The sequence below is a fragment of the Rheinheimera soli genome (genome assembly GCF_021290985.1).
GTDB lineage: Bacteria > Pseudomonadota > Gammaproteobacteria > Enterobacterales > Alteromonadaceae > Pararheinheimera > Pararheinheimera soli.
The window spans coordinates 1-26,786 of sequence record NZ_JAJOYU010000021.1 but is presented as its reverse complement, the minus strand read 5'-3'; the positions used below and the strand labels follow the sequence as shown (position 1 = coordinate 26,786).

General features: G+C 46.7%; 25 protein-coding genes. 4 read left to right on the top strand and 21 right to left on the bottom strand.

Annotated elements, in window-relative coordinates:
• Window positions 1–96 precede the first annotated feature (96 nt).
• The 12 genes from LSG37_RS14505 to LSG37_RS14450 all read right to left on the bottom strand — a co-directional run bounded on the left by LSG37_RS14505 (window position 97) and on the right by LSG37_RS14450 (window position 11,098).
• Window positions 97–495 (bottom strand): VOC family protein, encoded by a 399-nt coding sequence (locus LSG37_RS14505; protein ID WP_233080567.1) that lies wholly within the window; start codon window positions 493–495, stop codon window positions 97–99.
• A 182-nt stretch (window positions 496–677) separates the two neighbouring features.
• A complete protein-coding gene (locus tag LSG37_RS14500) occupies window positions 678–2,675 on the bottom strand; it encodes an LTA synthase family protein (protein WP_233080566.1) in 1,998 nt (665 codons plus the stop codon).
• A 190-nt stretch (window positions 2,676–2,865) separates the two neighbouring features.
• A complete protein-coding gene (locus tag LSG37_RS14495; protein WP_233080565.1) occupies window positions 2,866–3,591 on the bottom strand; it encodes a hypothetical protein in 726 nt (241 codons plus the stop codon).
• Window positions 3,588–4,319, bottom strand: a complete 732-nt coding sequence (locus tag LSG37_RS14490; RefSeq protein WP_233080564.1) for a hypothetical protein — start codon at window positions 4,317–4,319, stop codon at window positions 3,588–3,590. Before LSG37_RS14490 ends, LSG37_RS14495 begins: the two co-directional genes overlap by 4 nt.
• Window positions 4,309–4,716: a cupredoxin domain-containing protein gene (locus LSG37_RS14485; RefSeq protein WP_233080563.1), complete on the bottom strand. Its 408-nt coding sequence runs from the start codon at window positions 4,714–4,716 to the stop codon at window positions 4,309–4,311. The genes LSG37_RS14490 and LSG37_RS14485 overlap by 11 nt, the downstream gene beginning before the upstream one ends.
• Window positions 4,713–6,014 carry an ATP-binding protein gene (locus LSG37_RS14480; protein ID WP_233080562.1) on the bottom strand — a complete coding sequence of 434 codons (1,302 nt, stop codon included), beginning with the start codon at window positions 6,012–6,014 and terminating at the stop codon, window positions 4,713–4,715. The genes LSG37_RS14485 and LSG37_RS14480 overlap by 4 nt, the downstream gene beginning before the upstream one ends.
• 10 nt (window positions 6,015–6,024) lie before the next feature.
• Entirely contained in the window at window positions 6,025–6,690 is a 666-nt protein-coding gene (locus LSG37_RS14475) for a response regulator (RefSeq protein ID WP_233080561.1), read from the bottom strand.
• Window positions 6,691–6,799: 109 nt separating this feature from the next.
• Window positions 6,800–7,447: a tetratricopeptide repeat protein gene (locus LSG37_RS14470; protein WP_233080560.1), complete on the bottom strand. Its 648-nt coding sequence runs from the start codon at window positions 7,445–7,447 to the stop codon at window positions 6,800–6,802.
• Window positions 7,448–7,457: 10 nt separating this feature from the next.
• The gene (locus tag LSG37_RS14465) at window positions 7,458–8,243 is read right to left on the bottom strand and encodes an SDR family oxidoreductase (RefSeq protein WP_233080559.1); all 786 of its coding nucleotides are present in this window, start codon (window positions 8,241–8,243) and stop codon (window positions 7,458–7,460) included.
• Complete coding sequence (locus LSG37_RS14460; protein WP_233080558.1) at window positions 8,240–8,932, bottom strand: iron-containing redox enzyme family protein; 693 nt, start codon at window positions 8,930–8,932, stop codon at window positions 8,240–8,242. Before LSG37_RS14460 ends, LSG37_RS14465 begins: the two co-directional genes overlap by 4 nt.
• Window positions 8,907–10,394: an AMP-binding protein gene (locus LSG37_RS14455; protein ID WP_233080557.1), complete on the bottom strand. Its 1,488-nt coding sequence runs from the start codon at window positions 10,392–10,394 to the stop codon at window positions 8,907–8,909. The genes LSG37_RS14460 and LSG37_RS14455 overlap by 26 nt, the downstream gene beginning before the upstream one ends.
• Window positions 10,394–11,098 carry a thermostable hemolysin gene (locus LSG37_RS14450; protein WP_233080556.1) on the bottom strand — a complete coding sequence of 235 codons (705 nt, stop codon included), beginning with the start codon at window positions 11,096–11,098 and terminating at the stop codon, window positions 10,394–10,396. Before LSG37_RS14450 ends, LSG37_RS14455 begins: the two co-directional genes overlap by 1 nt.
• Window positions 11,099–11,661: 563 nt before the next feature.
• Here LSG37_RS14450 and LSG37_RS14445 point away from each other — a divergent pair.
• Window positions 11,662–14,319, top strand: coding sequence for a glycoside hydrolase family 16 protein (locus LSG37_RS14445; RefSeq protein ID WP_233080555.1), 2,658 nt, complete (start codon window positions 11,662–11,664; stop codon window positions 14,317–14,319).
• Between the two features lie 89 nt (window positions 14,320–14,408).
• On the top strand, window positions 14,409–17,360 hold the full coding sequence (locus LSG37_RS14440) for a TonB-dependent receptor (RefSeq protein WP_233080554.1): 2,952 nt from the start codon (window positions 14,409–14,411) through the stop codon (window positions 17,358–17,360).
• A 92-nt stretch (window positions 17,361–17,452) separates the two neighbouring features.
• On the opposite strand, the gene LSG37_RS14435 is transcribed toward LSG37_RS14440, so the two are convergent.
• Window positions 17,453–18,127, bottom strand: coding sequence for an HAD-IA family hydrolase (locus LSG37_RS14435; protein WP_233080553.1), 675 nt, complete (start codon window positions 18,125–18,127; stop codon window positions 17,453–17,455).
• Between the two features lie 126 nt (window positions 18,128–18,253).
• Window positions 18,254–18,994, bottom strand: a complete 741-nt coding sequence (locus LSG37_RS14430) for an SDR family oxidoreductase (protein WP_233080552.1) — start codon at window positions 18,992–18,994, stop codon at window positions 18,254–18,256.
• A gap of 101 nt (window positions 18,995–19,095) precedes the next feature.
• Here LSG37_RS14430 and LSG37_RS14425 point away from each other — a divergent pair, with 101 nt between their 5' ends.
• On the top strand, window positions 19,096–20,025 hold the full coding sequence (locus LSG37_RS14425; RefSeq protein ID WP_233080551.1) for an AraC family transcriptional regulator: 930 nt from the start codon (window positions 19,096–19,098) through the stop codon (window positions 20,023–20,025).
• 32 nt (window positions 20,026–20,057) lie between these two features.
• Here the strand turns inward: LSG37_RS14425 and ggt are convergent, their stop codons facing one another.
• Window positions 20,058–21,797: a gamma-glutamyltransferase gene (gene ggt / locus LSG37_RS14420; protein ID WP_233080550.1), complete on the bottom strand. Its 1,740-nt coding sequence runs from the start codon at window positions 21,795–21,797 to the stop codon at window positions 20,058–20,060.
• A 270-nt stretch (window positions 21,798–22,067) separates the two neighbouring features.
• Between ggt and LSG37_RS14415 the strand changes: the two genes are divergently transcribed.
• Window positions 22,068–22,889, top strand: coding sequence for a helix-turn-helix domain-containing protein (locus LSG37_RS14415; protein WP_233080549.1), 822 nt, complete (start codon window positions 22,068–22,070; stop codon window positions 22,887–22,889).
• Window positions 22,890–23,042: 153 nt separating this feature from the next.
• Here the strand turns inward: LSG37_RS14415 and LSG37_RS14410 are convergent, their stop codons facing one another.
• The 6 genes from LSG37_RS14410 to LSG37_RS14385 form a co-directional block, all read right to left on the bottom strand.
• On the bottom strand, window positions 23,043–23,387 hold the full coding sequence (locus LSG37_RS14410; RefSeq protein ID WP_233080548.1) for a VOC family protein: 345 nt from the start codon (window positions 23,385–23,387) through the stop codon (window positions 23,043–23,045).
• Window positions 23,388–23,477: 90 nt separating this feature from the next.
• A complete protein-coding gene (locus tag LSG37_RS14405; RefSeq protein ID WP_233080547.1) occupies window positions 23,478–23,777 on the bottom strand; it encodes a DUF1330 domain-containing protein in 300 nt (99 codons plus the stop codon).
• A 49-nt stretch (window positions 23,778–23,826) separates the two neighbouring features.
• A complete protein-coding gene (locus LSG37_RS14400) occupies window positions 23,827–24,987 on the bottom strand; it encodes an alpha/beta hydrolase (RefSeq protein WP_233080546.1) in 1,161 nt (386 codons plus the stop codon).
• A gap of 135 nt (window positions 24,988–25,122) precedes the next feature.
• Complete coding sequence (locus tag LSG37_RS14395; protein WP_233080545.1) at window positions 25,123–25,434, bottom strand: hypothetical protein; 312 nt, start codon at window positions 25,432–25,434, stop codon at window positions 25,123–25,125.
• Between the two features lie 88 nt (window positions 25,435–25,522).
• The gene (locus LSG37_RS14390) at window positions 25,523–25,960 is read right to left on the bottom strand and encodes a hypothetical protein (RefSeq protein ID WP_233080544.1); all 438 of its coding nucleotides are present in this window, start codon (window positions 25,958–25,960) and stop codon (window positions 25,523–25,525) included.
• A gap of 641 nt (window positions 25,961–26,601) precedes the next feature.
• Window positions 26,602–26,745 carry a hypothetical protein gene (locus LSG37_RS14385; protein ID WP_233080543.1) on the bottom strand — a complete coding sequence of 48 codons (144 nt, stop codon included), beginning with the start codon at window positions 26,743–26,745 and terminating at the stop codon, window positions 26,602–26,604.
• Window positions 26,746–26,786 lie beyond the last annotated feature (41 nt).

Sequence of the window (26,786 nt, the reverse complement as noted above, 5' to 3'; positions counted from 1 at the left end):
ATCTAAATGCACCGACAGCAAAGGTGTCAGTTTGGACATATAAAATACCGAGGCATTATAACAGCTGAAATGCCGCTGACTACTGGAGTTTCACTCTCAGGCCTGCAGCATTTCCATATACACCAGTTCCCAGACATGGCCATCTAAATCCTGAAAGCCATGAGCATACATAAAGCCATGATCTTGGGGCTGGTTATAGGTTTTACCACCTGCTTTTACCGCCTTTTGCACCAGTTCATCTACTTCAGCTTTGCTGTGGCAACTTAAGCAGTTCAGCACCTGCGTCTGCTGGTGGCTGTTGATTACAGGATTCGGGCTGAATGAAACAAACTTCTCTTTGGTCAACAGCATCAGATACAAGTCATCACTCAGCACAATACAACTGGCGCTATCGTCACTAAACTGAGGATGAAAACCAAACCCCAGCTGCAGAAAAAAGTCGGTGGAGGCTTTTAAATCAGTAGCGGCTAAGTTGATAAATAATTTGCGCTTCATGCTGTTTCCTGAGCTATACAAGTTGTAGAGCAGAGTACTCCGGCACAGGCAAAATGCAATATGCTTGCTCTAACTTATGGCGGACTGCCTGCGGCGAGTCCACCCTACACCTATAGCCTTCAGCTGTAAAAACCTAGGATGCATTCGACGCGCAGCGGCAATGCATCACTCTACAATTATCTTTATATACAACTCGCCTCACTTGAATTCTTCTGCTCACGATATAAATACGAAGGCAACTGCACTAAAGCCAAAGCTTGGTTTTTATCTGCAAGCGACACAGGCTGCTTGCTTAACTGAAGATTTTGCTGCTCTGACTGATAAATCCCAGCGACACTTTTACCATCAGGTTTGAGGATCACTAGTTCTTGCTGTTGTGGCCCTTGCAGCATCAAGGCAAAGTAGTTTTCAAACTGCAATAAAGCGCGGCCTGGGCTGGTGTTATCCAGCGTAAAATCACGGCCTGTCATGGTGTGACAACTGGATATACCCATCATAGATAATAAGGTGGGCGCTAAATCAATCTGACTGGCGAGGGTTTTCAGCAGTTCTGGCTTTGTATCAGCACCTAAAATCAGCCCCGGAATATGAAACTTTTCGACCGGGATCAAGCTATCACCAAACACTCTGTTGTCATGATCGGCTACTATTAAAAACAAGGTATCCTGCCAGTAGTCGCTTTGTTTGGCCTTTTCGAAAAACTGCCCCATAGCCCAGTCTGCATATTTCACCGCGTTATTGACGCTAGCTGTTGGCTCTTCATGTAAATCAATGCGCCCATCCGGGAACTCGAAAGGCTCATGATTGCTGGAGGTAAAAATCAGACTAAAAAATGGCTTATCTTGCTGATGCAAAGCCGTTAATTGGTGGTGCGCAGTAGTAAATAGATCCTCATCACTAACGCCCCAACTACTCGTAAACACAGGGTTTTGCATCTGGCTTTGATCCACAATCTGATCCACACCATTACCGGTAAAAAAACTGCGCATATTGTCAAAATGCGCTTCACCACCATACACAAACTGGGTGTGATAACCCGCAGATTTCAGAATAGAAGCAAGGGTAGTGAAATGTTGCTGGCTATTGGATAACTTCACCGTACTTTGGGCTGGCGTCGGCGGAAAACCAGCCACTACAGCTTCAATACCACGCACTGAACGGGTGCCTGTGGCATACAAATTTTCAAACCAGATGCCCTGCTGTTTTAACTTTTCAAGCTCAGGCGTGACCGCTAAACCACCTAAAGACTTCACAAAAGTAGCACCCAGACTTTCCTGCAACACTATTACCAAATTCAGTGGTTTCTCGCGCTTTATCACCGCCTGTTGCCAATGCGCTGTGGGGTAATCGGGATTAGTAAACTGATAGGTTTTAAGCCAAGGCCAGTCCAGATTTTGCTTCAGCATTTGTTCGTTTGGCAATTTGCCATACATTTGACTGGAATGCGCTTCATGCTTCAGATTATACAAAGCATAAAGCACTGAATAGGCTGAACTTAACACTAAAGAATTAACCATAGCGTCGGAGGTAATAGCAAATAATGCCGGATTGGCGGGCCTATGATCTGTGGTAGAACGAATACCAGCAAAAAGCAGTACCAGCGCCAGACACCAAAGCCCAATAGTTTTACCCATAGACCAGCTAATCAAACTGCATTTGCCAGAGCGAAAGATCCGCCGCATTAACCAAGTTAAGACCAAAGTCGCAATAACACCTAAAACTAAAGGCAAGCGAAAACCAAACCATAAAGTGGACAACACTTCTTTTGGGTACTTCAAGTACTCAACAAAAAGCCGGTTCGGTCGTACATCGTATTGCAAAATAAAAGCAGGTGATGCCAGTTCCATAAATACCAGCAGCATCAAAGCACTAAGGCCCCACAGATAACTGAACTGAAACCAGAGCTTGCCTAATCCACGCACTGACGCCAGTGGAATAAGCAGCACTGGTACAACTAAGAGTAAACAAATCACGATAATATCGGCCCGCAGGCCCTGCACAAACAACTGCATCAGTACATCAGTCTGCACAACTCTGTCGTATTGCCATAACACCAAAGCCAGCCTGCTCAGACTCAACAGTACCAGCGCCAACACAGCAGTGCGGATCAAGTAACGATAAGGGCCTAAGCAAAACAAATTGGAAAGGAAAGACGATTTTCCGACGGTTACAGCAGACATAAACAGGCCTCAGTTTTTAATTGAGGCCAGCATAAAAGTAGATACTTAAGGGAGGCTTAAGGGGCATCTGGTAAACAATAAGCTCAACGTAGAACTTTTCTCGTCATTCCAACCTGGTATTTTGACCAACACGACTTGAGACGGCCTGCACGTACTTTGCCCTTATCGCAGCAAAAAAATGCAGCGCCCTCTAAAACTCATACTCCAGCGCAAAACGTAAAGTGCGGTCTACTGTGGCGTTGTCTATGGCGACTATCACCGCCAGCTCCCATTTCAGCTGCTTTTGTTTATCAAACTTATGCACACCCATTAAGCTTGGGCCTGCGCCTTTGTAATTTTCACCGGCATATAATTCAATGGCTGGTTGTACTGCGGGTAACCAGCGGTAACGGTACTGAGCGCGGAACTCGCTTTCCCATTCGGCGTCCAGTGTCTGCCCCCATTCGTAGACAGCCAAAGCATTTAAGGTCAGGCTGGTTGGGCCGAATTCTTTTTCCATTAAAAGACCAGTGGTGAATTCGTAGTTGTCCTGATTATTTTGCCGCTCCAGTTCAAACAACATACCCCAGTCAGCGCTGTATTGGCCCTGCTCTGTCAGCATCCAGCGCAGTTCAAGCTCGTAGCCTGTTAATTTGTAATCTTCAGGGCTGATGCGATCTGCGATGACGTAAATTTCCAATGCTGCACGTTCAGTCACAGAAAAACCGTAACCTAGTTTTTGCCCCATGCTATTGTTGTCTGGATGATCGGCCTGACGCTGGTAAAAGTAGCGGTATTCAAATTCACGCTCCAGCGGTTGCACATAAGGGTGATACACCTTATCGACCACTCGCCCATCCGCCAAAGCCGAAGCGCTACTGCACAGACAAACAAAACACAAAGCTTTCACCACCGCTTTTTTGCTGTAAAGCTTCATCTTTTTTTCTCCATAAAGCTGCAACACCAGAACAACAAACCAAAACACAGTAAATACAACAGCAGCTGCGACAGGCTAGGTGTGGCTTCATAACCCATCAGCGCCTGTAAAAAAAAACCTAATTCGGATTGCTCCGACAGTAGCTGTTCAGTTTGCCAAAGCTGTGGCCCTGCGGGGAGCCAATCAGACTGGAGTAATAAGGCTGATGCCATCATCACCTGACGAGCGCCGGTCAAGGACAATAGCAAAGCAAAACTCTGGATACGCCACTGTTTCAGCTCACTAAGCAGGTAATACCAAAGCACGGCTATGCTGGCCCCTATGCCTGCTCCTAAGGCTGAACCTAACACCAGATCGGCCGGTGTGTTTTCGGCCTGTGTTGGCAACCAGATGTATAACAATAAGTTACTTCCACTAATACTAAACAGACAAGCCGCGGCAAGCGCTGAACTCAACATCGCCCACTGAGCTTTCAGGGCCGACAAACAAAGCAACACAAAACAACTCAGGTACAAGAAGCTGTATAAAAGCTCCAGCCCAAGACCATCGAGTTGCTCAGAGATCCATACCATCCTAAGGCTAATAAGGCTAAGCATCAGCACTGAGGGCAAGGCAAAATACAAAGCAAAACTACGCCAGACACTTCTGTGCCACACCAGCAAAGTCGCAAGCAGCAAACAAAGCGGTAACAACTCGCGTAAAAACATCAGCACCGTATTAATAAGCATGATTCGCCTTATGCCGTAGCCATTCATCTTCAGGCAGGGCTATTAACACACCTTGTGCGCTGTCTGGATTGTATTCGCCAAAAAACTGGTACTTGCCAGGCTGCAAAGGCCCAACAAATAAGGTGGCTTTGCCTTTGCCTAAAATCACTTTTTCGCGGTTTAAGCTAAAGCTTTCAAACTCTTCAGGCGACGGGTCCTGATTCAGCACCAGCAGCTTCACTTTTTCACCAGCGGGTACGTACAGCACAGAGGGTTGAAACAGATGATCTTTAATCTGCAGCTCAAATACCTTTTGCTCCGCTACAACAGGCAGAGTCAGCAATAACAATGCTGCAACGGGCAATGCCTTTTTACTGCTTTTTGTTAACTCTTTGTTTTTCAACTTTTTGTTTTTCAAAGCGGCAGCTCCACTGTCACTTTTAATCCGCTGCTAAAATCAGAGGCGCCAAGACTGATGCTGCCCTGATGCAAAACCACTATATCTCTTACTATAGCCAAGCCCAAACCTGAACCTATAGTGCCGGATTGATGCCTATCACCACCCACCCGATAAAAGCGGTCAAACACTCTGTTGTACTCTTCGGGCGCTATACCAGGGCCATTATCCTGCACCACCAGCATGGCTTTATCTTGCTCGTTAGACAGCTCCAGCTGGATAGAACCGCCAACTTGAGTGTATTTACTGGCATTACCCACCAGATTGCTGACTAACAAACGCAGCGCAAAAGCGTCCCCTTTTAGTGACAAATGCTCAAGACCCAACAGTTCAATTTGTTGCTGCTTTTTCTCAATTTGTGGATACCAGTCGGCCACCACCTGGCGGCATAACCCCGCTAAATCCAGTTGCTCAGTGCGGGCCTGAAAATGCTCGGGGTTGGTGCGATTGAGTAGCATAATTTGTTCGATCAGAGTACTCATGCGCTCTACACCAGCCTGCAAGGCCAACATAGAACCTTCAGGGTCGCTAATACCAGAGCGCTGCCACTGCTGCGATGCATTGTGCAAATTCACTTGCAATACGCTTAATGGGGTACGCAGCTCGTGGGCTACATCAGAGGCAAAACGTTTTTCCCGCTCAAACGCATCGGCTAAACGGGCAAATAACTGATTGGTGGTTTTCAGCATCTGATCCAGCTCTGCCGGTACCTGGTCCAACTCGACAGGGCTTAAATCATTGGCTTTTTTAGACGACAGCTGGGCAGAAAAACGTTTGATAGGCGACAAAGCTTTACTCACCACCAGCCATATCAATAAGGCTTGCAGGGGCAAACTCAGCACAACCGGATAAATAGAGGCTGTGATCACTTCATCCGCCAGTTGCTGCCGCTGTGTCAAGGGTTGTGCCACTATCACAGTCAACAGATCGGTAGGCGTCTGACGAAACACACGCCATCTTTTACCGGCAAAATTATGCTCACTAAAACCTTCAGCGTCCGACATGCTTGTTTGTGGTGCCAAAGCACTACGATACACCAACTTACCTTTTTGCCAAACTTGCAGCGCCAGCCCCAGCTCTTGCTGTGAACCGGCCTGATACTGCTGCGACAAACTGGACGCCAGGATCTGTAAGTCCTGATCAAATAAAGCTTCAGCCCTGCTGGCGCTTTGTTTATAGCTTTGCAAAGCTGCAACAAAGCTTATTAGCGTAAAAAGCGCGATCAGCACTGTGACTAAGTAGCGGCGCAAGGATCTCATATAGTTAGGCTCATGCCGAATTCACACTCACACTGTAACCGACGCCTCGCAGGGTTTTAATGAAGTCTTTCGGCAGCTTTTTACGCAAATTGGAGATATGCACTTCCAGCGCGTTGCTGGCCACTTCTTCACCCCAGGCGTACAAACTGGCTTCAAGCTGCTCGCGGGTTTTTATCCGCCCAGCCGACTCCATTAATTCTTTCAGCAGCATATATTCGCGGCGTGACAAGCCAACAGATTCACCTTCGACCCGCACTAAATGCGCGCTGGTATCAAGTTCAACCTGTTGTAATTTAATTAAATGCGTAGCTGCTGTGCCAAGCCGCCGCTCTATCACCCGCAAACGCGCGAACAGTTCAGCCATAGCAAAAGGTTTGACCAAATAATCGTCAGCGCCTAAATCCAGACCACGGATCCTGTCATCCACCCCATCGCGGGCAGTCAGCACCAGCACAGGTAAATGACCTTCTCTTTGGCGGCTTTGTTTGAGTATATCCAGACCGTCCATATCAGGCAGACCTAAATCGAGGATCACAGCATCGCAGTCTTTTGCTTTGATGCTGCTTAACGCATGCTGACCCAAACTTACGTGATTGACCACAAAGCCCTGACTGGACAATGCCAGCACCAAGCCTTTAGCTAAATCTAGGTCGTCTTCGACCAGCAATAGTCTCATACATGCCCCTGTATTCGAACCTGAATATGAACTGGGATAACCCCTAAACAGCATCTGATTGAAATTTGATACGGGCAGGGGCAAGTCCCGCCCCTACAGGTTTTATAGATTAACGTTTTAGCTTTTTCGCTACTTTGGCTTCCAGTGCAGCGATGTCCTGCAACCTGCCTTGATCGGCTGTTGGGCGGTCAGGACGAGGTGCAGCCTGTTTTGCCTTTTCAATGTAACTCATGGCTGCTTTATAGTCGCGCTCTTCAGTTAAAAATTCAGCATAAAAATAATTAGGATCAATACCTTGAGGATTAATAGTCAGGGCTTTTTCCAGCATCTTTTTTGCATTTTTGTCGCTACCAAAACCAATAGGCCAGCCTGGCACTTTGTAGTACAGCACACCTAAACTAGTGTAAGCCGAACCTTGTAAGGCCTGACTGTCGATTTTAAGCGCAGCCTCAAGGTCGGCTTTGGACTCTTCAGCCAGCGACATAGCGCCTAAACCACCTTTTACCCCAGCATAACTGGATTTAATAATGCCACGCCAAATCAAGGCTTCAGCTTTATCCGGATTGGCCGCAACCACTGCATTGGCTTGGTTGACCAGCTCTGGAAAGGCTTTTTCTTTCTGGTCTTCACTCATAGCGTAATTCACTTCAGCCCAGCGGTCCTGCAAAGGTTTAATATCCTGCAGTACATCGGCCTGTGCCACTTGAACTAAAAACAAAGCTGGAATTAAAACTAATTTATTCAATACGTTATTCATATCTACCTCGTTAGTGGTTTTTGCCCACTGCAAATAATTCAATCAGTGTTAATTTACTTTTTAACCCCATATCCACCAGTGCCGGGAACACCCCGTTCAAGCGAACAAAAATCCGTTCAGGCCAACCAAGAAAACGGCGAAGCTCATTTGACTTTAGCTGTTTAATCAACTGCTCGGCGACCCAGTTCGGGCTATCCATACTGTTACCAAGCTGTTGATTTAACTGCACTACATCGCTGGAGTTAATAGCGGTCTCTGTCGCTCGTGGCGCAAAATACTTCACCTGAATACCACTATCGGCCAGTTCACGCTGCAAGGCTTCAGTAAAACCTCGTAAACCAAACTTGGTCGCGCAGTAACCGGTAAAGCCCGGATAACCAATGCTGCCAAAAGCAGAGCCCACGTTGACGATTTGGCCCTTGTGTTGACGCAACATAGGCAAGAAAAGCTGGCATAGCTGCATAGGCACTAGCAAATTAATACTGACCAAGTCGCTAAAGTCCTGCTGCTGACACAAACCAAACTGACTGATCCCCGCGTTGTTAATCAGCACATCAATGCCACCCTGCAGCTGACAAAAATGCAGTAAACCTTGCTGCTCTGCTGTATTGGTTAAATCACAGCAATACAGCAAAGTTTCTGCCGCTAACTGGTTTTGCAGCGCTCGTAGTTTTTCAACAGAGCGACCGGTTAAAATCAACCGTGCGCCCTCGCCGCTCAACTGCCTGGCGACTTCAGCACCTATGCCACCCGTCGCGCCGGTCAGCAGCACAGTTTTGCCTGCTAACCCGCTCATGCGATCGCCTCATCTACTATTACTTTTTTAGTCAGGCCATGAGGTTGTTCCAGACTACGAAATACATCGCCGTATAAGTGGAAAAAGCGTTTTGCACTATGAATAATCAGCGCCTGATCGGCTGGCTCTGTGATTTTATCCATCAGACTTTCAAAGAACTTGATATGGTCCTGATCCAAAGCCCCATGAGAGTTCAGGTAACTAAAGGCTTTACGTGGTAACTGCAAAGTACCGGCTATTTTGCTGGCCGCTTGCTCTGCTAAAGCGATGGACGTGCCTTCCAGCACCAGCACCATGCCAAAAAAGCATAAAGGATTCACACGACGCACCGAATCATAGGCATAAGACACCATCAGCTCAGTGGCAAAAGCCGGAGTGCTGGCCCGGGCCTGCTCTTTGTCATAACCACAAGCTGCGATGTCGTTTAATACCCATTCCTGATGGCCTAACTCTTCTTCAATGTATTCGGCTACAGCTTCACGTAACCATTCTTTGGATTCAGGTAACAAGGCCCCCACCGACATCAACAGCGGTACTGTATTTTTGACGTGGTGATAGGCTTGAGTTAAAAAAGCCACGTAGTGATCCAAGGTAAAGTCGCCAGCGAAAGTACGGCGGATCATCGGAGCATCCAGTAAATAAGCACGCTCTTGTTCGGTGGCATTAACCAGCGCTTGATAAAAACTCATAGGATTCTCCTGTTAGATCATTAGAAACAAATAAATCGTTGATTTCGCTTTGGTATTTTTTAACTACTTCAGCGCGGCGTGGCCGGCCATTGGCTGTTAAAGTGCCGTCGGCCACAGACAAAGGGTGAGTTAACAGCTGATAGGCTTTGATTTGGGCATAATCCGGTAACTGCTGGTTAACCTGAGCTAGATAAGCCGGCAGCTGTGCTGCCGCATTGAGATCCGCCAGGTACAACAAGGCGGCACAATAAGGCTGAGCATCCCCCAACAGCACCGCCTGACGGATTAAACCGCTTTGAGTTAATAGCGCCTCCGGCCACTCAGGGGAGATATTGCGTCCCAGGCTTGAGATCAGTAAGTTTTTACGACGGCCCAGAATACGTAACCGGCCTTGTTTATCCAGTTCGCCTAAATCGCCGGTAAAGACTTTGTCGCTTAGCGACGCCGCATCGCCCAAATAACCCAGAAATGGCTGTTTCACTACAATTTCGCCATCGATAATTTCGATATTACGATGGGCTAAAGGCAGGCCCACTAATTCCAGTTCTGCAGCCGTACTTTGACGAGCATCGACACTGGATAAAGCCACAACTGAAGCACATTCGCTCAGGCCATAGCCCTGATACACAGGTAAGCCAAGACGGGCCGCCTGTTGCAATAAAGCGGCGGATACATGGGCACCACCTACGGCAATAAACTCAAGCGTTTCTGGCGCTTGCCAGCCTTGAGCGCGCGCCATCACTAAGAGTTGCAGCAGTTCAGGCACTAAAATCAGGCTTTTTGGTGCTGTGCTGCTGATTAGCGCCAGCAAAGCTTGTGGATTACTCAGTTGACTACCGCTAAAACCACGCAAAGAGTCTGGGGCTATCAGCACTTCGCCACCTGCTAATAAAGGCGCATAAATACTAGCTATGTTTTCCAGTAAGGTGCTTAAAGGCAATAAACACAAATGCTTGGGGGCGTTTTGGTTGATGCGTTCCAGCAGACTGTGCGCTACATCAAGCTGACTTTGCGCCGATAAGCAGACGCCTTTTGGTTGCCCTGTAGAGCCCGAAGTAAAAGTAATCTTCTGACAAGTGGCAGGAATCACAGCGCCAGAGCTTTGTAACTCGCGCCGATACAGCAATAAATCGCCCACTTGTTCCAACAAGGTAAACTCTGCCGCCTGTTGTTCTTTGTCTGAAATGTAAAAATCAGGTTCCAGTTGACTCATGACATGCGCGAGCTGGCTTTCAGATAAATAAGTAGGCAGCGGTACCAAAAGTAAATCTGCTTCCAGACAAGCTAAATCCAACAAAGCCCACTGGGCTGAACTATTGGCTACCAGCGCAATACGCTGTGCGCCGTAGCCCAGCAACAATTCCTGCCATACCGCCATTTGCTTTTTGATTTGAGCTTGTGAGTAAACCAAACCTGTTGCTAGATCGCGTAGTACCGCCGTGGTTGGTAATTCAATACGCATCAGCAGTCTCCTTCAGGTAAACGAGCCACTAACTGATGCAACTGCGGCCAGTGTTGATGCGCCAGCGCTGTTAATTTTTCATCGCGGTGAATAAGGCTGGTCACGGCAGCTAAATCCATCACACAGACTTTGGGATTGGTGTCGTAGTAGCTGCCCCAACTGGTAGCTTCTTCACCTAAAGCTTCAGCTTTTGCTTCGCCAAGTTCCGTCAGCTCAATGCCATGGCGGCTTAAAATACCGCGTACTTGAGTGGTTGCAGCACATAACAAATAACGGTAATTCAGTTGGTCCAGCGCATAAGCCGTCAATACAAACAGCTGTAATAAGCTTTGTCTGTTGATGGCATATAAGTGGCCAATTTCAATCAGTTGAGTGCGCTCAGCCTTCATGCCATGAGTAGCAAGTAACTGCTCTACAGGAGATGGTAAGTAGTGTTCTATAAATAAATCTGTATGAGCAGCACCTGTTGCAGCACCACGAAGTCCAAGCACAGCCTGCCATTCACCTGCTCTGTTTACGCCTAACAAATTTGGCATAAAACTATGCACATCGGCCTGATAGGCTTTGGCAAAACCTGAAGCGATAAACTGCTCAATAGAAGCACGCTGCAGATCTGATGCTTTCACCAACTGCAACAGTGGTTTGACATCCGGCACAGGCAAACTCACAGCGACTGACTGACCGAACTGATAAGAAGACAACATAAGCACACTCCTGCATATCGATTTAGCAGGCAGTGTGCGGGACTAAGCTTAAAGAAAACTTAAGCTTTGTTAAGAACTAAACGAATTGATGATTATTTTTCCGCTGTTTTTACAGTAGAATTTTTTTCTGACCGCCATGAATGCCCAAAAAAATCGTGCAGCACCTTAATTAATACAGAAACAAAACACAAAAACTGTCGCACAACAGGTATCTTCATGGATCTATTTATATTTTATTGAACACTACTCTCTGCTTCACTCAGAATATAGCGCGCCAAAACCAGGGTTACCCCTAGTTAAATTTCATTAAAAACTTAATCATTTAAGTTCATATCCACTCAGCTAAAGTGCTCACACTTTAATCATGCTGCATTTTATAAAATAAAAAATCCATTATTTAACAGCAACTTAAATCCAATAAGTGAAATTTATTAACCTGATGGTTGATATTTATTCACTCTCCTAATACGCTCTTGAAAGCGCTTTCAGGTAGCGCTTTCATAACCATAAATGATCAGCTGCACTGATCAAAAAACAATCTTCCAATTGACAGGGCATTACAGATGAGAAAGATAGCGACAAGCATCGCCATCCTCTGCGCGGGCGTCACACTGACCAGCCTGCACGGATGTGGCGGTGGAGCAGAAACAAAATCAGATTTTGGCAAGGTTGATCCAATTCAGCCTGTCAGTGACTGGGTCATGGTTTGGAACGACGAATTTAGTAGTTCCGGCATAGACGCCACAAAGTGGAGCCATGAGGTGAATTGTACCGGCGGTGGCAATAACGAGAAACAATGTTACACCGACAGCGCCGACAACTCATTTATTGCAAATGGCATGCTGAACATAGTGGCTTTGCCTGCCGAAGCCAGCGCTGAAAAACCTTATACTTCAGCCCGTCTTGTCAGCAAAAACAAAGCAGATTTCAAGTATGGCCGTTTTGAAATGCGTGCCAAATTACCTTCAGGTCAAGGCAGTTGGCCAGCATTCTGGATGATGCCAACAGACTCAGTCTATGGCGGCTGGCCCAAGTCTGGTGAAATCGACATTATGGAAGCGGTGAACCTGAAAGTAACCAATGCTGAAGGGGTAACAGAATCTAATGTTCACGGCACATTGCACTATGGCAAAGAATGGCCAAATAACTCCAACTCAGGCAAAGCCTACGCATTGCCCGGCGGCGCAAACCCGGCTGACGATTTTCATGTTTATGCCTTGGAATGGCAAGAAGGAGAAATCCGTTGGTACGTAGATGGCTACCTTTATGCAACTCAGCGTCAATCCGATGTGCGCTATAACGCCAAAGGTGAAGCTGTTGGCCTGAGACATCGCGGCTGGTTTAGCGAATACTTTGATCAGAGCAGTGGCGAATTAGAAACTCACTGGGACAAGACACCTTTTGATCAGAAATTTTATATGATTATGAACCTAGCTGTAGGTGGCAATTGGCCGGAGAACGTCAACAATGGTGGTATAGACGCTACAGCTTTTGAAAATGGTCAAAGCTTTCTGATTGACTATGTGCGGGTCTATGAATGTGCATCTAATCCCGCAACAGGCAAAGGCTGCGAAACCATTCGCCCAGGTTACGATGATCTTAGTGATGGCTTAGTCGAAGGCAAAGCCCCTATCCCATCGCCGCCTTCTTCGGGTATTCCACAGAATCTGACTATTTTCGACGGTACTCCAAATCCAAACTGGCCAGCCTGGGATTGTTGTGGTGGTAGTACTCCGGCATTGACTGCAGATGCACAGCGAGGTGATGTGTACGAGTTCAGCGTAGGTGCAACTCCAACAGTCAACGGCTTCGTCAGCCGCGAGGCTTTTATTACCGATCCTGAAGGAAAACCTACTCCTTTTGACGCCTCTCCTATTATTGCTTCCGGCAGTATCAGTTTTGATATGCAGGTGGTTTCAGCACCGGCTAACGCAGCTTCTGTCTGGAAATTTAAAGTAGAAAGTTCGGAAGGATCGACTGCTGTTGAAATAGATTTAACCCAGGGTTCAGATGGTGTAGCCCCGGTGACAGGGCAATGGCAAAGTTACAGTTTTCCATTGCAGGCGCTGGCCGATGCCGGACTTGATGTGGCTGCTATTGATGTCCTGATGATTTTCCCTGCCTGGGATACAGGACAAGGTGCAGTGTACCGTATCGATAACGTTAAAATAGCTCAGCCTAATCAAAGCCTGCCCAAGTTGGTGTTGTTTGAAGATGGAGTTAACCCGGACTGGCCTATGTGGGATTGCTGTGCGGGCTCGACACCAACCGAAGAAATGGACGATGCAACCCATGGTATGGTGGCTCAGTTCAGCATAGGTGCCACCCCAACCGTCATGGGATTTATTACTCGTGCCGCCAATGGTGGCGCTGATACTCCTTTTGATGCAACAGCCCTGATCGATGGCGGTTTAATTCAGTTTGAAATGAAAGTGGTCAGTGCCCCATCCAGCCCGGATGCAAGCTGGAAATTTAAAGTCGAGTCGAACAATAGCGCTGAAGCTGTAGAACTGGATTTGAGCGCCAGCGTTGAGGCTCAATCTCCCGTCACAGGACAGTGGCAAACTTACAGTTTTCTGTTGTCAGATTTGGCAGCTGCAGGCCTGGATCTGAGTGCCATTGATGTACTGATGATTTTCCCTGCTTGGGGCACTGGCGAGGGAGCTGTCTATCGTGTTGATAACGCTAAAATATTTCATCCTGATGGCGATGCACCAACAGCCAATGGCTTAACTCTTTTTGCCGATGCAGCTGCAGAACAATGGTCTATTTGGGATTGCTGCGGTGGTACTACCCCAACAGTAGAAGTAGATGATGCCAGCCACGGTAACACAGCTCAGTTTGTCATAGGTGCTGCGCCAACAGTGATGGGCCTGCTGGCGGATGATGATGTGTATTACGACGCATCAGCCCTGCTGGCCACTGGTGTTGTGCGTTTTGAAATGAAAGTCGTCAGCCCACCAAACAATGCTGCTGCAGCCTGGCTATTCAAGATTGAAGCCGGTGATGCTTCCTCCGCAGTAGAACTGGATCTGTCAGCCAGTCAGGAAGGAGCAGTTCCTGTGCCAGGCCAATGGCAAACATACACTTTCCCGCTGCAAAGCTTATTTGATCAAGGCCTTGATGTCAGTGCTATCGACGTGCTGATGGTTTTTCCTGCCTGGGGTTCGGGCGAAGGCGCTGTGTATCGGTTGGATAACGTGGTGATTACCAACCCATAACACAGCAAAGCGCCAATGCAAACAGCGAATAGCAGGAGACCTGGCAGGTTCCCTGTTGAAACAACAGTATTTGAATGAATAGGTTCAACATGAAAAGGTTAAACTCAAACAAAAGTCATCTTGCGGTCTGTATTTCTGTCATTTTATCCGCCGGATCTTTACCCCAGGCGATAGCCCAGCAAAATGATGAAAAAGCAGAAGAAAAAGTAGAAGTGATCCAGGTAAAAGGCATACGCGGCAGTCTGATCCGCTCCATGGATATGAAACGTGATGCCAATGGCGTTGTGGACGCTATTTCAGCCGAAGAAATGGGTAAGTTTCCTGATACCAACCTGGCAGAATCTCTGCAACGTATCACCGGCGTATCCGTCAGTCGTGCTAACGGTGAAGGCAGCCAGATTACGGTGCGTGGTTTTGGCCCGGAATTTAATCTGATCACCTTAAACGGCCGTCAGATGCCTGGCACAGGCTATACCCGTTCTTACAATCTGGAAAATTTGTCGTCTGAAGGAGTCAGTGCTTTAGAGCTCTATAAAACCTCCAGGGCAGATCTACCAAGCGGTGGTTTAGGGGCAATAGTAAATATTGCCACGACCAGACCTTTGACCGAACCAGGCCAGCGGTACTCTGTATCAGCCAAAGCTATACACGACAGCTCCAATGTCGAAGGCGATGATGTAACACCAGAATTAGCAGCAGTGTACAGCAATACCTTTGCTGAAGACCGTCTTGGTGTAGCCTTCTCTTTTTCGCATCAGGAACGTGATTTTCAGAAGCAACAAGCCAATATTCAGGGCTGGCAGGCCAACGTTGCGCTGCCCACTCTGGATGCCAGTAAAGTGGTAGACGCCCGGGCTGAAGATGCCGATGGCAATAAAATTGGTAATTACTTTTTCCCCAAAGATATGAACTACGGTATTGAAAATGTGCAGCGTGAACGCAGCAATGGCCAGTTTACGCTGCAATACGAACCCGTGGATGATTTTGTTGCCACTCTGGATTACACAGCTTCACGTGCTTTAACAGGCACAAACGCTATTGGCTGGGGGATCTGGAACGAATTTGGCGGCAATATCAATGCCTACGAGCTGGATGAAAATGGTACTGCGCTCTATGCCGATATTGGCGGTAATGACGGATCCTTTACTGCAGACAGAAATACCACTGAAGTTAAAGCTCAGTCTGTTGGTTTGAATCTGGACTGGAAACTCAACGATGACTGGCATTTTAAGCTGGATTATCACGACTCGAACAACAAAACAGACAATGGTGCAGACAAAGGTTTGGGCAGTGCTGGCCAAGTGATCTTAGGTTCAGACCAGTTACTATCCAAAATTTATGATTACCGCACCGGCGATATACCGCAAGCGATGATCTTATGGCGCAATGGTACAAATGAATTAACCCCGGGGGAAATTGACTCCAACTTCAGCCAGTTTACCCATTCACCGGGAGAATCAGAGATCCAACAACTGCAGTTAGACGGCACCTGGTTTAATTCCAGCTTTAAGATCCCATTGAGTCATATTAAGTTCGGCGCAGCAATGACAGAACAAACCATGAGTGGCTATACAGCATGGAGCGGGTTAAGGGGTGGTGCAGGTTTTAATCCGGCTTATCCACAAATTTTCCCGGACAGTATGTTTACCCGCCACTCAACAGCGAACTTTTTAGATCAGTTCAGCAGTGGCGGCAGCGCATTACAGCCACACTACTACTACAGCTATGATTTTGATGAGGCAGTAGCCAGACAACAAGCTTTCCTGACCGAAGCCGTGATGGGTGGCGATGTCTATGTGCCAGATGCCTATTTTGACGGTATAGACAGCACAAGCCATGTTGCTGAAGAAACCAAGAGCGCCTATCTGCAATCGCAATGGGAGTTCGATGTGGCTAGTTATGCTGTGCAGCTAAACGCCGGGCTACGTTACGAAGAAACCGAAGTACCTAACATAGTTCGTCAAACTGTGCCATTACAAGTAAATTGGGAAAGTCCTTCCGAGTGGATCACACAATACCAACAAGACGGTGCTGAACAAACTCTCGATTTCACCGGGAAATACGATTTACTGTTGCCGATGTTTGACTTAAAAGTCGACTTGGCCGAAGACTGGGTCGGCCGTTTATCCTGGGGTAAAACCATTACCCGTGCACCTTTAGGTTTATTGGTTGGAGGCCGCAGTTTAAGTGGTAGCCCAAAACCTGGCTCACGCACAGGGGCTCTGGGGAATACAGGCTTATTGCCCTATGAATCCACGAACCTCGATCTGTCTTTGGAGTACTACTATGGTGAGGCTAGTTACGCCTCTATAGGTTACTTCAAAAAAGACGTGGATAACTTTATTCAAAATACTATTACTGAAACAACCATTGAAGGTTTGCACGATATTCTGAACGGCCCTCGCTACCTTGAAGCCGTTGCTGATATTGAAGCCAGAGGAGAGCAAGCCACCAGCACCGCCATATTTGAGCAAATGCTGGCCAATGGTCACGGCAATGCTGAAGGTAAAATAGAACCCAATGCGCAGGATCCATTAATTGTATGGAATATTAGTCAGCCACAAAATACCGACAGTAAATCAGTGGATGGTGTTGAACTGGCCGTACAGCATTTGTTTGGCGGTTCTGGTTTTGGTGTAGGTGTTAACGCTACTTTTGTGCAGGGTGATGTAGAGTTTGATACTCAAAGTTTGACTCAACAGGCGCCATTGGTGGGTATCAGTGATTCAGCCAACTTCCAGATGTTTTATGAAAAAGAAGACTGGTCAGTTAAAGTGACGTACGCTTGGCGAGACGCCTACCTGATTGGCGTAGGACAGTCGCAGGGCTCATCCGATGCACCACCTCAGTATGCGAGAGCTTATGCTCAATGGGACATCAACCTGAATTATGCCATCACTGATCAACTAAAAGTTTTTCTGGAAGGCATAAACCTGAATAACGAAACTGAAGAGGGTTACGGCCGCTACGAAGAACAGTTCCTGTTCGCCCGTCAATACGGCCCACGTTATACCTTGGGTATGAGATATAGTTTCAACTAACAGAGTTAGTCCTGTTTGATAGATAACACACCCGGCTCCATGCCGGGTGTTTTTCAGCTATTTGCTGGTAAGCATTTTAGCTACTCAACTAACTAGCGCTGTTTCAGCTTACTCAGCAGCATATCTCCATACTGAATATAATCTCTCAGCGCAATCTGCTGTGCTGCCCCAGCCGGACTATGGGTTGTGTGAGTTGCCGTCACCACCACCAAAGTAGCGCCTGAAGCCAGTGCTGCTTTTATACCTATTTCAGCGTCTTCAAAAATCAGACAATCGGCGCAGTTGACGCCAAGCCGTTTTGCCGCCAGTAAATAACAATCAGGTTGTGGTTTACCCTGCTCTACATCTTCAGCACTGATCAGTACTTGTGGGATCGGCAAGCCAGCCGCTTTCAGTCGGGTTAAGGCCAGTTGCAACGGAGCTGAAGTGACCACAGCCCATCTCGATACCGGAATTTGCTTTAAAAATGCAGCTGCGCCCGATATTTCCTGAATACCTTCTACTTCTGCTATCTCTGCTTGAGTAATGTAAGCAGCTTCTGTAGCAGCATCCACTCCGGGCAGATTTAAACTGGCGATAGTGTCTATAGCTCTTCTACCATGAATAGTGGGCAAAAAAGTTTTAATATCAATGCCATGAGATTTGGCCCACTTGGCCCAGACGTTTTCTGCTGCAGCAATTGAATTTAAAATGGTGCCGTCCATATCAAACAGCATGGCAGCAAAGTGATTTTCAGGTAGCAATTCAGGAGATAAATCGGCTGTCATAACGCTGCTATTCCTCACTTAAATAGGGTTTAAAACTCAGTGGTTACTTTGCCATAAAACCAAGATAGCCGAACAAAAAAAAGTCACAGCACTACAACTGATAGCTGTGACTTTAAAACGGCCTGCTTACAACAAAGATAAAGCGACGGCATCGGCACCTGCAGGAAAACGCAGTTGGCCACTTTGATCAGTGGCTGCATTCCACACTGCTTCTGCGACATCCAACTCTTTGGTAAATTGCTGCACCACAGTAAAAGCCTTAAATACGCTCTGGGCATAGTCGGCATAAACCGGAGGTATTAGCCCTTGCATACGAGCAGCCCCGTTGCTGGTAAAACTGGTGGTTGGGCCATAACCTGGTTGAACCAATTTAACGCCAATATTAAAAGGCTTTAACTCTAAAGCTAAAGACGAGCTAAAGCCTTCAATAGCGCTTTTACTGGCGGTGTACACAGCCACCAGTGGCATCGGCATTAATACGGCGCTTGACGTCAGATTGATAATAAGGCCAGATTTTTGTGCCCGAAATTGCGGGATCACCGCCTGAGTCATCGCAATCATACCCAAGGTATTGGTTTCAAACATTTCGCGCACAGTAGCCATTGGTGTTGCTTCACAAGCACCAAAAAGCCCTATGCCGGCATTATTCACCAATACATCGACAGGGCCAGCCTGATCAAGCGCAGCCTTGATACTTTCGGCCTGAGTCACATCCAAAGCTAAAACTCGCAAGTTGTCCGACTGAGGAAAATGATCAGCTTTTGGTGTTCGCATTGTTGCTACAACCTTCCAGCCTTTTGCCAAAAAATACAACGCAGTTTCCCGGCCATAGCCCGATGAACAACCCGTGATCAGTACAGTTTTCATAGCATCTCCATAAGTTAGTTTCGCTGTGATTAAAGTAGCGAAGACTGGCTGTACTATCTATAATCGATAGTCCGCATTTCATTACATGGAGTTCAAACATTATGGATCCGCTGACTGAAGTGATCAGCTTGCTGCAACCCCGTACTGTATTTTCAAAAGGCATCAGTGGCGCTGGTGCCTGGGCTGTACGTTATTCTGACTTTGGCCATCCAAGTTTTTGTGCCGTGCTGGAGGGTAGTTGTTTACTGGCTGTAGACAACCAACCCCCTGTTACTTTGGCGGCAGGCGACTTTATTTTGCTACCAGCCACACCGGGTTTTACCATGTCGAGCTTTGATAAAATCACACCACAACTGATTGACTCCAAAGCTGCTGCTTTAGTGACAGGAGAACTTCGTCACGGCCGAACTGAAGGGCCTGCTGATGTGCGTTTATTGGGGGGGTACTTTGAGTTCAACTCACCAGATGCTGGTTTGCTGGTGTCCTTAATGCCGGGCATAGTGCATCTGCGACAAAGCAAAAGACTGCCTGTGCTGGTGAATTTGATTAATGATGAGTGTTTAAACCCGTTAGCTGGTCAGGATTTAGTTTTAAACCGCTTAGTGGAAGTGTTATTGATTGAAGCTTTACGCTCAACAGCAACAGACCAGGCGCCGCCTGGTTTATTACGAGGCCTTGCTGATGAACGAATAGCCACAGCGCTTCGGGCTATTCACCGCGACCCAGCCCGTTCATGGACAGTTGCGGCCATGGCACAGCTCTCGGCTTTATCACGCACTGCATTTTTTGAACGTTTTGCTCAAACCTTGGGTTTGTTACCTATGGAATACCTGTTTCACTGGAGAATGGCCATAGCCAAAGATTTATTAAGACGACTGGACATTGGCTTAACAGAAGTGGCAGACCGCATAGGTTATCAGTCTGCCAGCGCATTCAGCACAGCCTTCAGCCGCTATACAGGCCAGTCCCCCAGCCGTTTTGCCAAAGAAAACAGGATGTTAAAACCGGAGCTATCGAAGCGCCCCCGCTAGCTTTTTTAATTTAGCGGTAAACATAACCTTATTTAGTGAGCCGCAGCTACGCCGTCTCGCCTGGAATCAGATCCCGCCACATAACCTTTGTCTAATTTCATCACTGCCTGCCCACCACCGAATATTAAGCCTCTGCTATTGCCAAGAAAAACGCTTTGCGCTGTAGCCATAATTGGATTTTGTGGTGCATGCCCCATTGAAAATAATTCATCTACCGTACTTTGGGGGATCCCTTGCTCAAAACTCACGCTGTTTTCTTCCCAGTGCCGGAACCTTGGCGCGTCGATGGCTTGTTGCACATTCATATCAAACAGCACCATGTTCAGCAGCACTTGCACATGAGCTTGCGGCTGCTGCGGCCCACCCACAATGCCATAGCTTAACCAGGGTTGTTGTTTACCTTCTGCATTTGCCTTAGTGACAAAACCCGGAATAATGGTATGAAACGGGCGTCTGCCTGGCGCTACTGTATTGGCTCTGTTCGGCTGTACTGACAGCCCTACTCCGCGGTTTTGTAACGCAAAGCCTGTGCCTGGCACCACAACTCCTGAACCAAAAGATGCAGCTAAGCTATTAATAAAAGACACCATATTGCCTTGGCTATCTGCAACGCTTAAATAAGTGGTTTCGCTGGTTGTTAGTGAAGGTTCGGGATCTGCACTAGCCATGGCTTTAGCCGCATTAATTTGCGCCCTGCGTTTGGCAATCACCTGATCTGACAATAGTTGTTCCGGCGTGATTTGCATAAATTCAGGATCGCCGACAAAGTATTCCAGATCAGCATAAGCCAGTTTTTTCGCTTCAATTAAATGATGTAGATAGTCTGCAGAATTGTGCTTCATACCCGCTAAATCAAAGGGTTCCAGTATTTTCAGCATCTCTAAGGCGGCAATGCCTTGACCATTGGGTGGCAACTCCCACAATTGGTACTCTTTAAACGAAACAGACATAGGTTCTACCCAGTCTGCACTATAGTTTGCAAAGTCGTCTTGCGTTAAAAAACCGCCTAACTCCTGCACTCTTGTCGCAATCTTTTGACCCAATTCGCCACCGTACAGCACTGCGGGGCCTTGTGCAGCAATCTGCTTCAGGGTTTTGGCATAATCAGGATTAGTAAACCATTCACCGGCTTTTGGTGTTCTGGCTCCATCCATTAAAAAAGTGGCTCTTGCACCCTTGTCCCAATTGATCTTGCTTTCAAACAGTCCCCATTCAGTAGCCGTAGTTTCAGAGATAAGAAAGCCTTTTTCTGCCAGTGCAATAGCAGGTGCAAGTGCTTCTGCCAACGTTATAGTGCCATGTGCTTCTAAGAGTTTTGCCCAGCCCGATAATGCGCCAGGCAGAGTAATAGACTCCGGGCCGTCATCTGGCACACGACGACGATCGGCCATCTTTTCAAAGGTCATCAATGCGCCTGCATGTCCGCTGCCATTAATACCGATCAGCCGCTGCTCTTTTTCCAGCCAAAGCATGGCGAACATATCGCCACCAATGCCGGTCATATAGGGTTCAACTACACTTAAAACTGCCGCCGCTGTGACCGCAGCATCAACCGCATTTCCGCCATTTTTCAGCACAGTAAGACCTGCCTGACTGGCCAAGGGCTGGCTGGTTGCAACCACGCCATTGGGCGCATACACAGCTTTTGCCTCGAAAGGCTCCGTGGGTGAACCTAGCCCGGCCCGAAATGAAAAACCAGCCACAATGGCGGAGAGCGCGACCAGCGTGATGATCGCCAGAGTCCAAAGCAAAAACTTTTTGATTCCGTTCATAGTATTTTATTTTCCTCAAAATTTAGTTATGGCCTGATTTTTAGTTTTGATGACCTGTCGCTGCGATAAACCGAAGGTAATTTTATGAAACCTATACAATTTTTAGTCAGGAACCATATAACCCACTGACAGTTCTGGGCTATAGTAGCGCGGTAAGCACCTGTGTTATTGAACGATATTGCGATTTCATGCAGAAAGCTCAAAAGTACATCAAGTACTTAAATAACTTTGGCATGGTTCGATGTGGGTAAATTCAGGAGTACCGCAAGGATGGGTAACAGCCAGTGCTTGGTAAAGAGTTGGGTAAAAAGAGCGGCTGGCGAGACGGAACGCATCGAAGCTTGTTTTAGCGGGCTTGCTTATGCGCCGCATAGCCATGACACCTACACTTTGGCGTTAACAACAGCTGGCGTGCAAAGCTTTAATTATCATGGTGAACTACGTCACTCCCTACCCGGCGAGGTGGTGATATTGCACCCCGACGAAACCCACGACGGCCAGGCAGGAACAGATAGTCCTTTTGCTTATCGGGCAATCAGCATCAACCCTGTTGACGTACAAAATGTGTTGCAAGGCGTCAGCCTGCCCTTCTTGCAAGGTGGCGTCACCAAACACCCCCACTTTATCCACATAGCCACAAGGCTGTTAGCTGAATTCAATCGTCCGCTGGAGACACTGGAACAGCAAGATCTTATTTTTGCTTTTGCCAGTTGTTTACAGCAGGTAACGTGCAACAGCATTCAACACACCAAAGCAAACTACCAGGCGATAAAACGAGTCCGTGAATATATTGACGATGTAATGACGGTTGATTCCTGTATGCCCATCGACATCACCCTGGATGAACTGGCCACTATTTCAAACTACAGTAAGTGGCAAGTGACTCGCGATTTTAGATCCCTTTACGGCACAACGCCTTACCGTTACGTCACACTAAAGCGACTACAAAAAGCCAAAGCTTTGATTGAACGTGGCTTGCCATTAGTGCACGTCGCTATTAGCAGTGGCTTTGCCGATCAAAGCCATCTGACCCGACATTTTAAGCAGTGTTTTGGTACCACCCCGAAAGTCTGGGCCAAACTGAATCAATGAAATTAGGAGCTGTTATTGGACCATTAGGTCTGCTGGCAAACCTAAACCCTTGGCAAACCCAAGCTTGAACGGCTCGTTTGAGCGAATTTAATCAATACAATCTTGTGGCCTATTGCTATCCCTGTAACCAAAAGCAGCGAGTGATGCCTTTTGTTAGCTGACCAACTCTGTAATGTGCAACAGTTCCCCCACAGGCCCCCACAGATAAAACACTTTCCCCCAAGACTCTTGCTGAATTGGAGTTATTTTTGTTTTGTGCTTTGATTGCGAGCAAAGACTGTATGCTGATTCTATATCTGACACACAAACCTGAAGCATAAAATTAGTGGCCAAATCTGCATTGAAAAAGCGTTGTAGGAAGAAAACACAGTCTCGGTTTTGAAAAAGCGTTAAGTCCTCAGAAACATACTCTGGTTCAAATCCGATCTCAGAATAGAATGACTTTGAAACCTCGTAGTCTTCGCTTGGAACAAAAGCTTTTATATCAATAACATCCATTGTTTTCTCCTGAATAACTAAAGCCCGCCACAAATGCGGGCCACTTGTGGCGGGTCGAGCCCCCAGAGGGCTCAATATTTAAAGCGCGTGTCATGCGGTAGCATTCTCTACTGGTACCAATAAAAACTTGCTTACCGAACCAGACTGCCGGGCTTGCTTAAAAGGCTTATATTCCTCTGAATGGTAGAAGCTTAGCGCATCTTCTTTGCTTGAGAATTGCGCCACTAAGCTAAATTGAGGTTTGTTTTCACCTTCCAGTAATTCAATAGCTGAAGATCTGGTTAAATAGTTGCCACCAAACTGGCTCACCAGTGGCGTTACATTATTAAGATAATCATGTACCCACGACGGGTTAGTCATATTGGTTTCAACGATTAGAAGGTAGCTCACTCTATACTCCCGTTAAACTGCGACGAAAAGCGCAGCGATTTGCAGTCAGCTAGAACCGCTTGTTAGCTGTTTTTAATGTACCAAATAAATTTTCGAGCTGCCCTTTTTGTTCAGAGCTAAGCCCATTGGTCGACTTTATCGCGTCTTCAAGTGCTGATTTAGCAGCATCCGTTAAATTAAAATGTAAGCAGGCCTTTATTAAAGCGATGTGAGCGTTTAAAGATTGAGGATAAGTTGTTCTATTCCATGTAAAGAGTTCTAAGGCATCATCTTGACGGTTTAAATACTGCAGCCACTGCCCATACCCATTAGCTCTGTCTTCTGGGATCAGCATAGTTGTACCAATTAACTTAGATCGAGCACTAAAAATGGCCTGTAAGTCAGCTAATGTTTGCGGTGCGTCAGGTATCACCCAATTTGGAAATAAGTGCTTTAAGCCATGATATTGTCCAAGCAACGTTGTTGAATTATGACTTTCATCACTAAAGGTTTTTGATGACACACTAAGCTTTGAACTTGGGTATTTTTTTGTCAGCTCAACCAGTTTTTGAAAGGCGTCGGTCATAGTTGGCTCTTCATTAGCTATAGAAATGAATAAACGTCCATGAAGAGCCTGCTTTTTCATAGCCTCTTCAGCTAAATCAATAACTTGATTGTCATTCCAATACAATGATGGGCTGATAGCAATGACGCCATCGAACAAATTGGGGCGCTTAATTAATGCATTTATTGCAAATTGACCGCCATGAGATGCACCTGATAATGCCTGGTAATCTAAAGTGCGATAGCGGCTTTTAATGAATGGGATAACCTCTTCTTCAATATAACTAAGAAAACGATCAGCCCCGGCCAGACCTTCAGACTGCCCATTATTTTTTTTAGCTAAGGTCAGTTCCTCATTTCGTTTATTTCCTGGATTGACTATACCCACCACTATCATGCCCGGTGCCAGATCAAACTTTGATAAATAATCTACAGTTCCTGCGGTATGTCCTCCCTGTATATCGCCGTCTGTAATATATAAAACAGGAAACTTTTGTTTCGACTCTGCATAGCCCGCAGGCAGGTACACTATCAACTGACGTTTCTCACCCAAGATCTGGCTATTTACAGTAGTTTCTTCAATTTTTCCGACATTCGATGAAGCAAAAACGCTTAAGTGAATAATGCACATCAGCACAGCTATTAAACTTACAGTTATTTTTTTCATTACTTTCCTTTTTAATGAGTTATATCTTTATTTAAAAATTAATGTGGGGAAAGGCATCATGGAGCGCTAACGCAGTGTAGTTTGCGAGCGTCCCATCGCCACTTGCGGCACAGTGCATTGGCACATTGTTAGAGCTCATTTGGCACTGGTTCGCATGAGCCAAAACGCAACAAACGGGAATGCTGTGGCTACGGAAATAAATGCAAATGGTGCCCACATAATAGGGGTATCTTTTATGCCAATATATCTTCCGATCGAGTCGGGACAATAGGCAACAATTGCAAACGCAATCAGGCCTGACAGGGGCACCAGTATAGCGCAGGCGAGAGCGTAGTTTGTACGCTTGCTACGAAACCGACGATATACCAAAGCAAGCCCTCCAAACCCAAGGGCCGAAGGCAAAGCGAGTAACCAAACAAAAATAATGCTGAACTCACTGGCTGTCATCACTTCTCCAGAAGAACCCTAACTTCCCGCGCAAGCGCGCTAACTTGTAAGCGTCGTAAAGACCATAGACCCAGAATGACGCGGATTGTTATGTGCTAATTTGATTGGATAAAAAATTAGTCACATTTAAGCGATCATCTTCATAGTACTCCTCACGTTTCTCCATATGGATTGTTGGTCCACATGAACCTACATGAAGCCCATTTTCATCAGGAAAAGCGAATACAGCATATTTGACTTGTTCTACAAATGGAAAGCCACATGCTGCTGAATCCATTCTGGTTGTGATCTTTACTCTTTCAGCTGTCATACCTTTGAAACTATGTTCGACAACCAAGGTGACAGCCTTCATTGTTGAATAACTAAACCAGCCTTCTTCTTTGAGTTTGATGGTTTCAATAGTTTCAAATGTTCCCACAAAAACAACAGGATATTCATCGAAGGCTTCCTGAATATCATACCCCATACAGCTACAGGCTATAGATTGGAAACTAATAAGAGAAAATAGTATGGCTAGAGTTTTCAACTGAACTCTCCTTGGCACATAACGCTTCCATTCAGGGCCCATGTTCGGCCCGATCTATGGCTGCAGCGTGCATAAAGCGTGGATTACCAGCTTTGACACCAAGAACGTTCACGACCTTTCCGGCATAGAACTTCGACGGATTCTTGAACTGAACGCTCCATACCCGACCTTGGAAGAATTCAACGTGAGCGCTTTGCTTCTGGCCCTCGACGTCGAGTTGAACGCTGAGAAGCCCATTCGAGAGGTCTCCACTCACAACTGAACTCTGGTCGGGAACATAGGGGCTTGAGTAGAATCGCGGCAAGCTGATTTGCTTATGGGATCTTTGGACGAATATGACCTGGTTCAGTTTGGCTCGCAGCAAGTTCTGAGAGTCGTTTGGCAGGCTCGCAAGCGTCCCCTCAAGTACAATTATCTCGTGTGCACGCAACCTCCAAGTCCCTTCTCCCGAGCAGAAGTAGAGCAGGTCCCAGAGGAAGTTCAGGATGCTACGGACTAGTTTCATTCCCACAACGACGCCGTGTCTGGCCTTGTTATAGCTACACGGCCCGATTGATGACACACGTACCGGAACGAATAACGATATTGACAGCCCGTTTTGCCATAGCTGCTTAAATGTATCTTTTTCAAAGGCAACAACTTTAGAGCACCTTGCCCAGAGATGAGCCAATAATCACTCCAAAGCTCATGATAAGAACTGCCGCAACAAATGCCGCTAACACAATCAGACCGGTTTTCTGGGCTTTTGGCACTGAGTTCCACCAATTTTTCATTTCATTTATCATGCGTGCACCTTAAAACATCTGAACGCGAAATTACTTAGCCA

Excerpts from the sequence above, each read along its gene's own strand:
- LSG37_RS14475 (WP_233080561.1), bottom strand. The coding sequence starts at position 6,690 with ATGAGACTATTGCTGGTCGAAGACGACCTAGATTTAGCTAAAGGCTTG.
- LSG37_RS14455 (WP_233080557.1), bottom strand. The coding sequence starts at position 10,394 with ATGCGTATTGAATTACCAACCACGGCGGTACTACGCGATCTAGCAACA.
- LSG37_RS14400 (WP_233080546.1), bottom strand. The coding sequence starts at position 24,987 with ATGAAAAAAATAACTGTAAGTTTAATAGCTGTGCTGATGTGCATTATT.
- LSG37_RS14425 (WP_233080551.1), top strand. The coding sequence starts at position 19,096 with ATGGATCCGCTGACTGAAGTGATCAGCTTGCTGCAACCCCGTACTGTA.
- LSG37_RS14445 (WP_233080555.1), top strand. The coding sequence starts at position 11,662 with ATGAGAAAGATAGCGACAAGCATCGCCATCCTCTGCGCGGGCGTCACA.
- LSG37_RS14450 (WP_233080556.1), bottom strand. The coding sequence starts at position 11,098 with ATGTTGTCTTCTTATCAGTTCGGTCAGTCAGTCGCTGTGAGTTTGCCT.
- LSG37_RS14490 (WP_233080564.1), bottom strand. The coding sequence starts at position 4,319 with ATGCTTATTAATACGGTGCTGATGTTTTTACGCGAGTTGTTACCGCTT.
- LSG37_RS14430 (WP_233080552.1), bottom strand. The coding sequence starts at position 18,994 with ATGAAAACTGTACTGATCACGGGTTGTTCATCGGGCTATGGCCGGGAA.
- LSG37_RS14480 (WP_233080562.1), bottom strand. The coding sequence starts at position 6,014 with ATGAGATCCTTGCGCCGCTACTTAGTCACAGTGCTGATCGCGCTTTTT.
- LSG37_RS14410 (WP_233080548.1), bottom strand. The coding sequence starts at position 23,387 with ATGGATGTTATTGATATAAAAGCTTTTGTTCCAAGCGAAGACTACGAG.
- LSG37_RS14500 (WP_233080566.1), bottom strand. The coding sequence starts at position 2,675 with ATGTCTGCTGTAACCGTCGGAAAATCGTCTTTCCTTTCCAATTTGTTT.
- LSG37_RS14395 (WP_233080545.1), bottom strand. The coding sequence starts at position 25,434 with ATGACAGCCAGTGAGTTCAGCATTATTTTTGTTTGGTTACTCGCTTTG.
- LSG37_RS14385 (WP_233080543.1), bottom strand. The coding sequence starts at position 26,745 with ATGATAAATGAAATGAAAAATTGGTGGAACTCAGTGCCAAAAGCCCAG.
- LSG37_RS14505 (WP_233080567.1), bottom strand. The coding sequence starts at position 495 with ATGAAGCGCAAATTATTTATCAACTTAGCCGCTACTGATTTAAAAGCC.
- LSG37_RS14435 (WP_233080553.1), bottom strand. The coding sequence starts at position 18,127 with ATGACAGCCGATTTATCTCCTGAATTGCTACCTGAAAATCACTTTGCT.
- LSG37_RS14465 (WP_233080559.1), bottom strand. The coding sequence starts at position 8,243 with ATGAGCGGGTTAGCAGGCAAAACTGTGCTGCTGACCGGCGCGACGGGT.
- LSG37_RS14495 (WP_233080565.1), bottom strand. The coding sequence starts at position 3,591 with ATGAAGCTTTACAGCAAAAAAGCGGTGGTGAAAGCTTTGTGTTTTGTT.
- LSG37_RS14470 (WP_233080560.1), bottom strand. The coding sequence starts at position 7,447 with ATGAATAACGTATTGAATAAATTAGTTTTAATTCCAGCTTTGTTTTTA.
- LSG37_RS14460 (WP_233080558.1), bottom strand. The coding sequence starts at position 8,932 with ATGAGTTTTTATCAAGCGCTGGTTAATGCCACCGAACAAGAGCGTGCT.
- LSG37_RS14415 (WP_233080549.1), top strand. The coding sequence starts at position 22,068 with ATGGGTAACAGCCAGTGCTTGGTAAAGAGTTGGGTAAAAAGAGCGGCT.
- LSG37_RS14440 (WP_233080554.1), top strand. The coding sequence starts at position 14,409 with ATGAAAAGGTTAAACTCAAACAAAAGTCATCTTGCGGTCTGTATTTCT.
- ggt (WP_233080550.1), bottom strand. The coding sequence starts at position 21,797 with ATGAACGGAATCAAAAAGTTTTTGCTTTGGACTCTGGCGATCATCACG.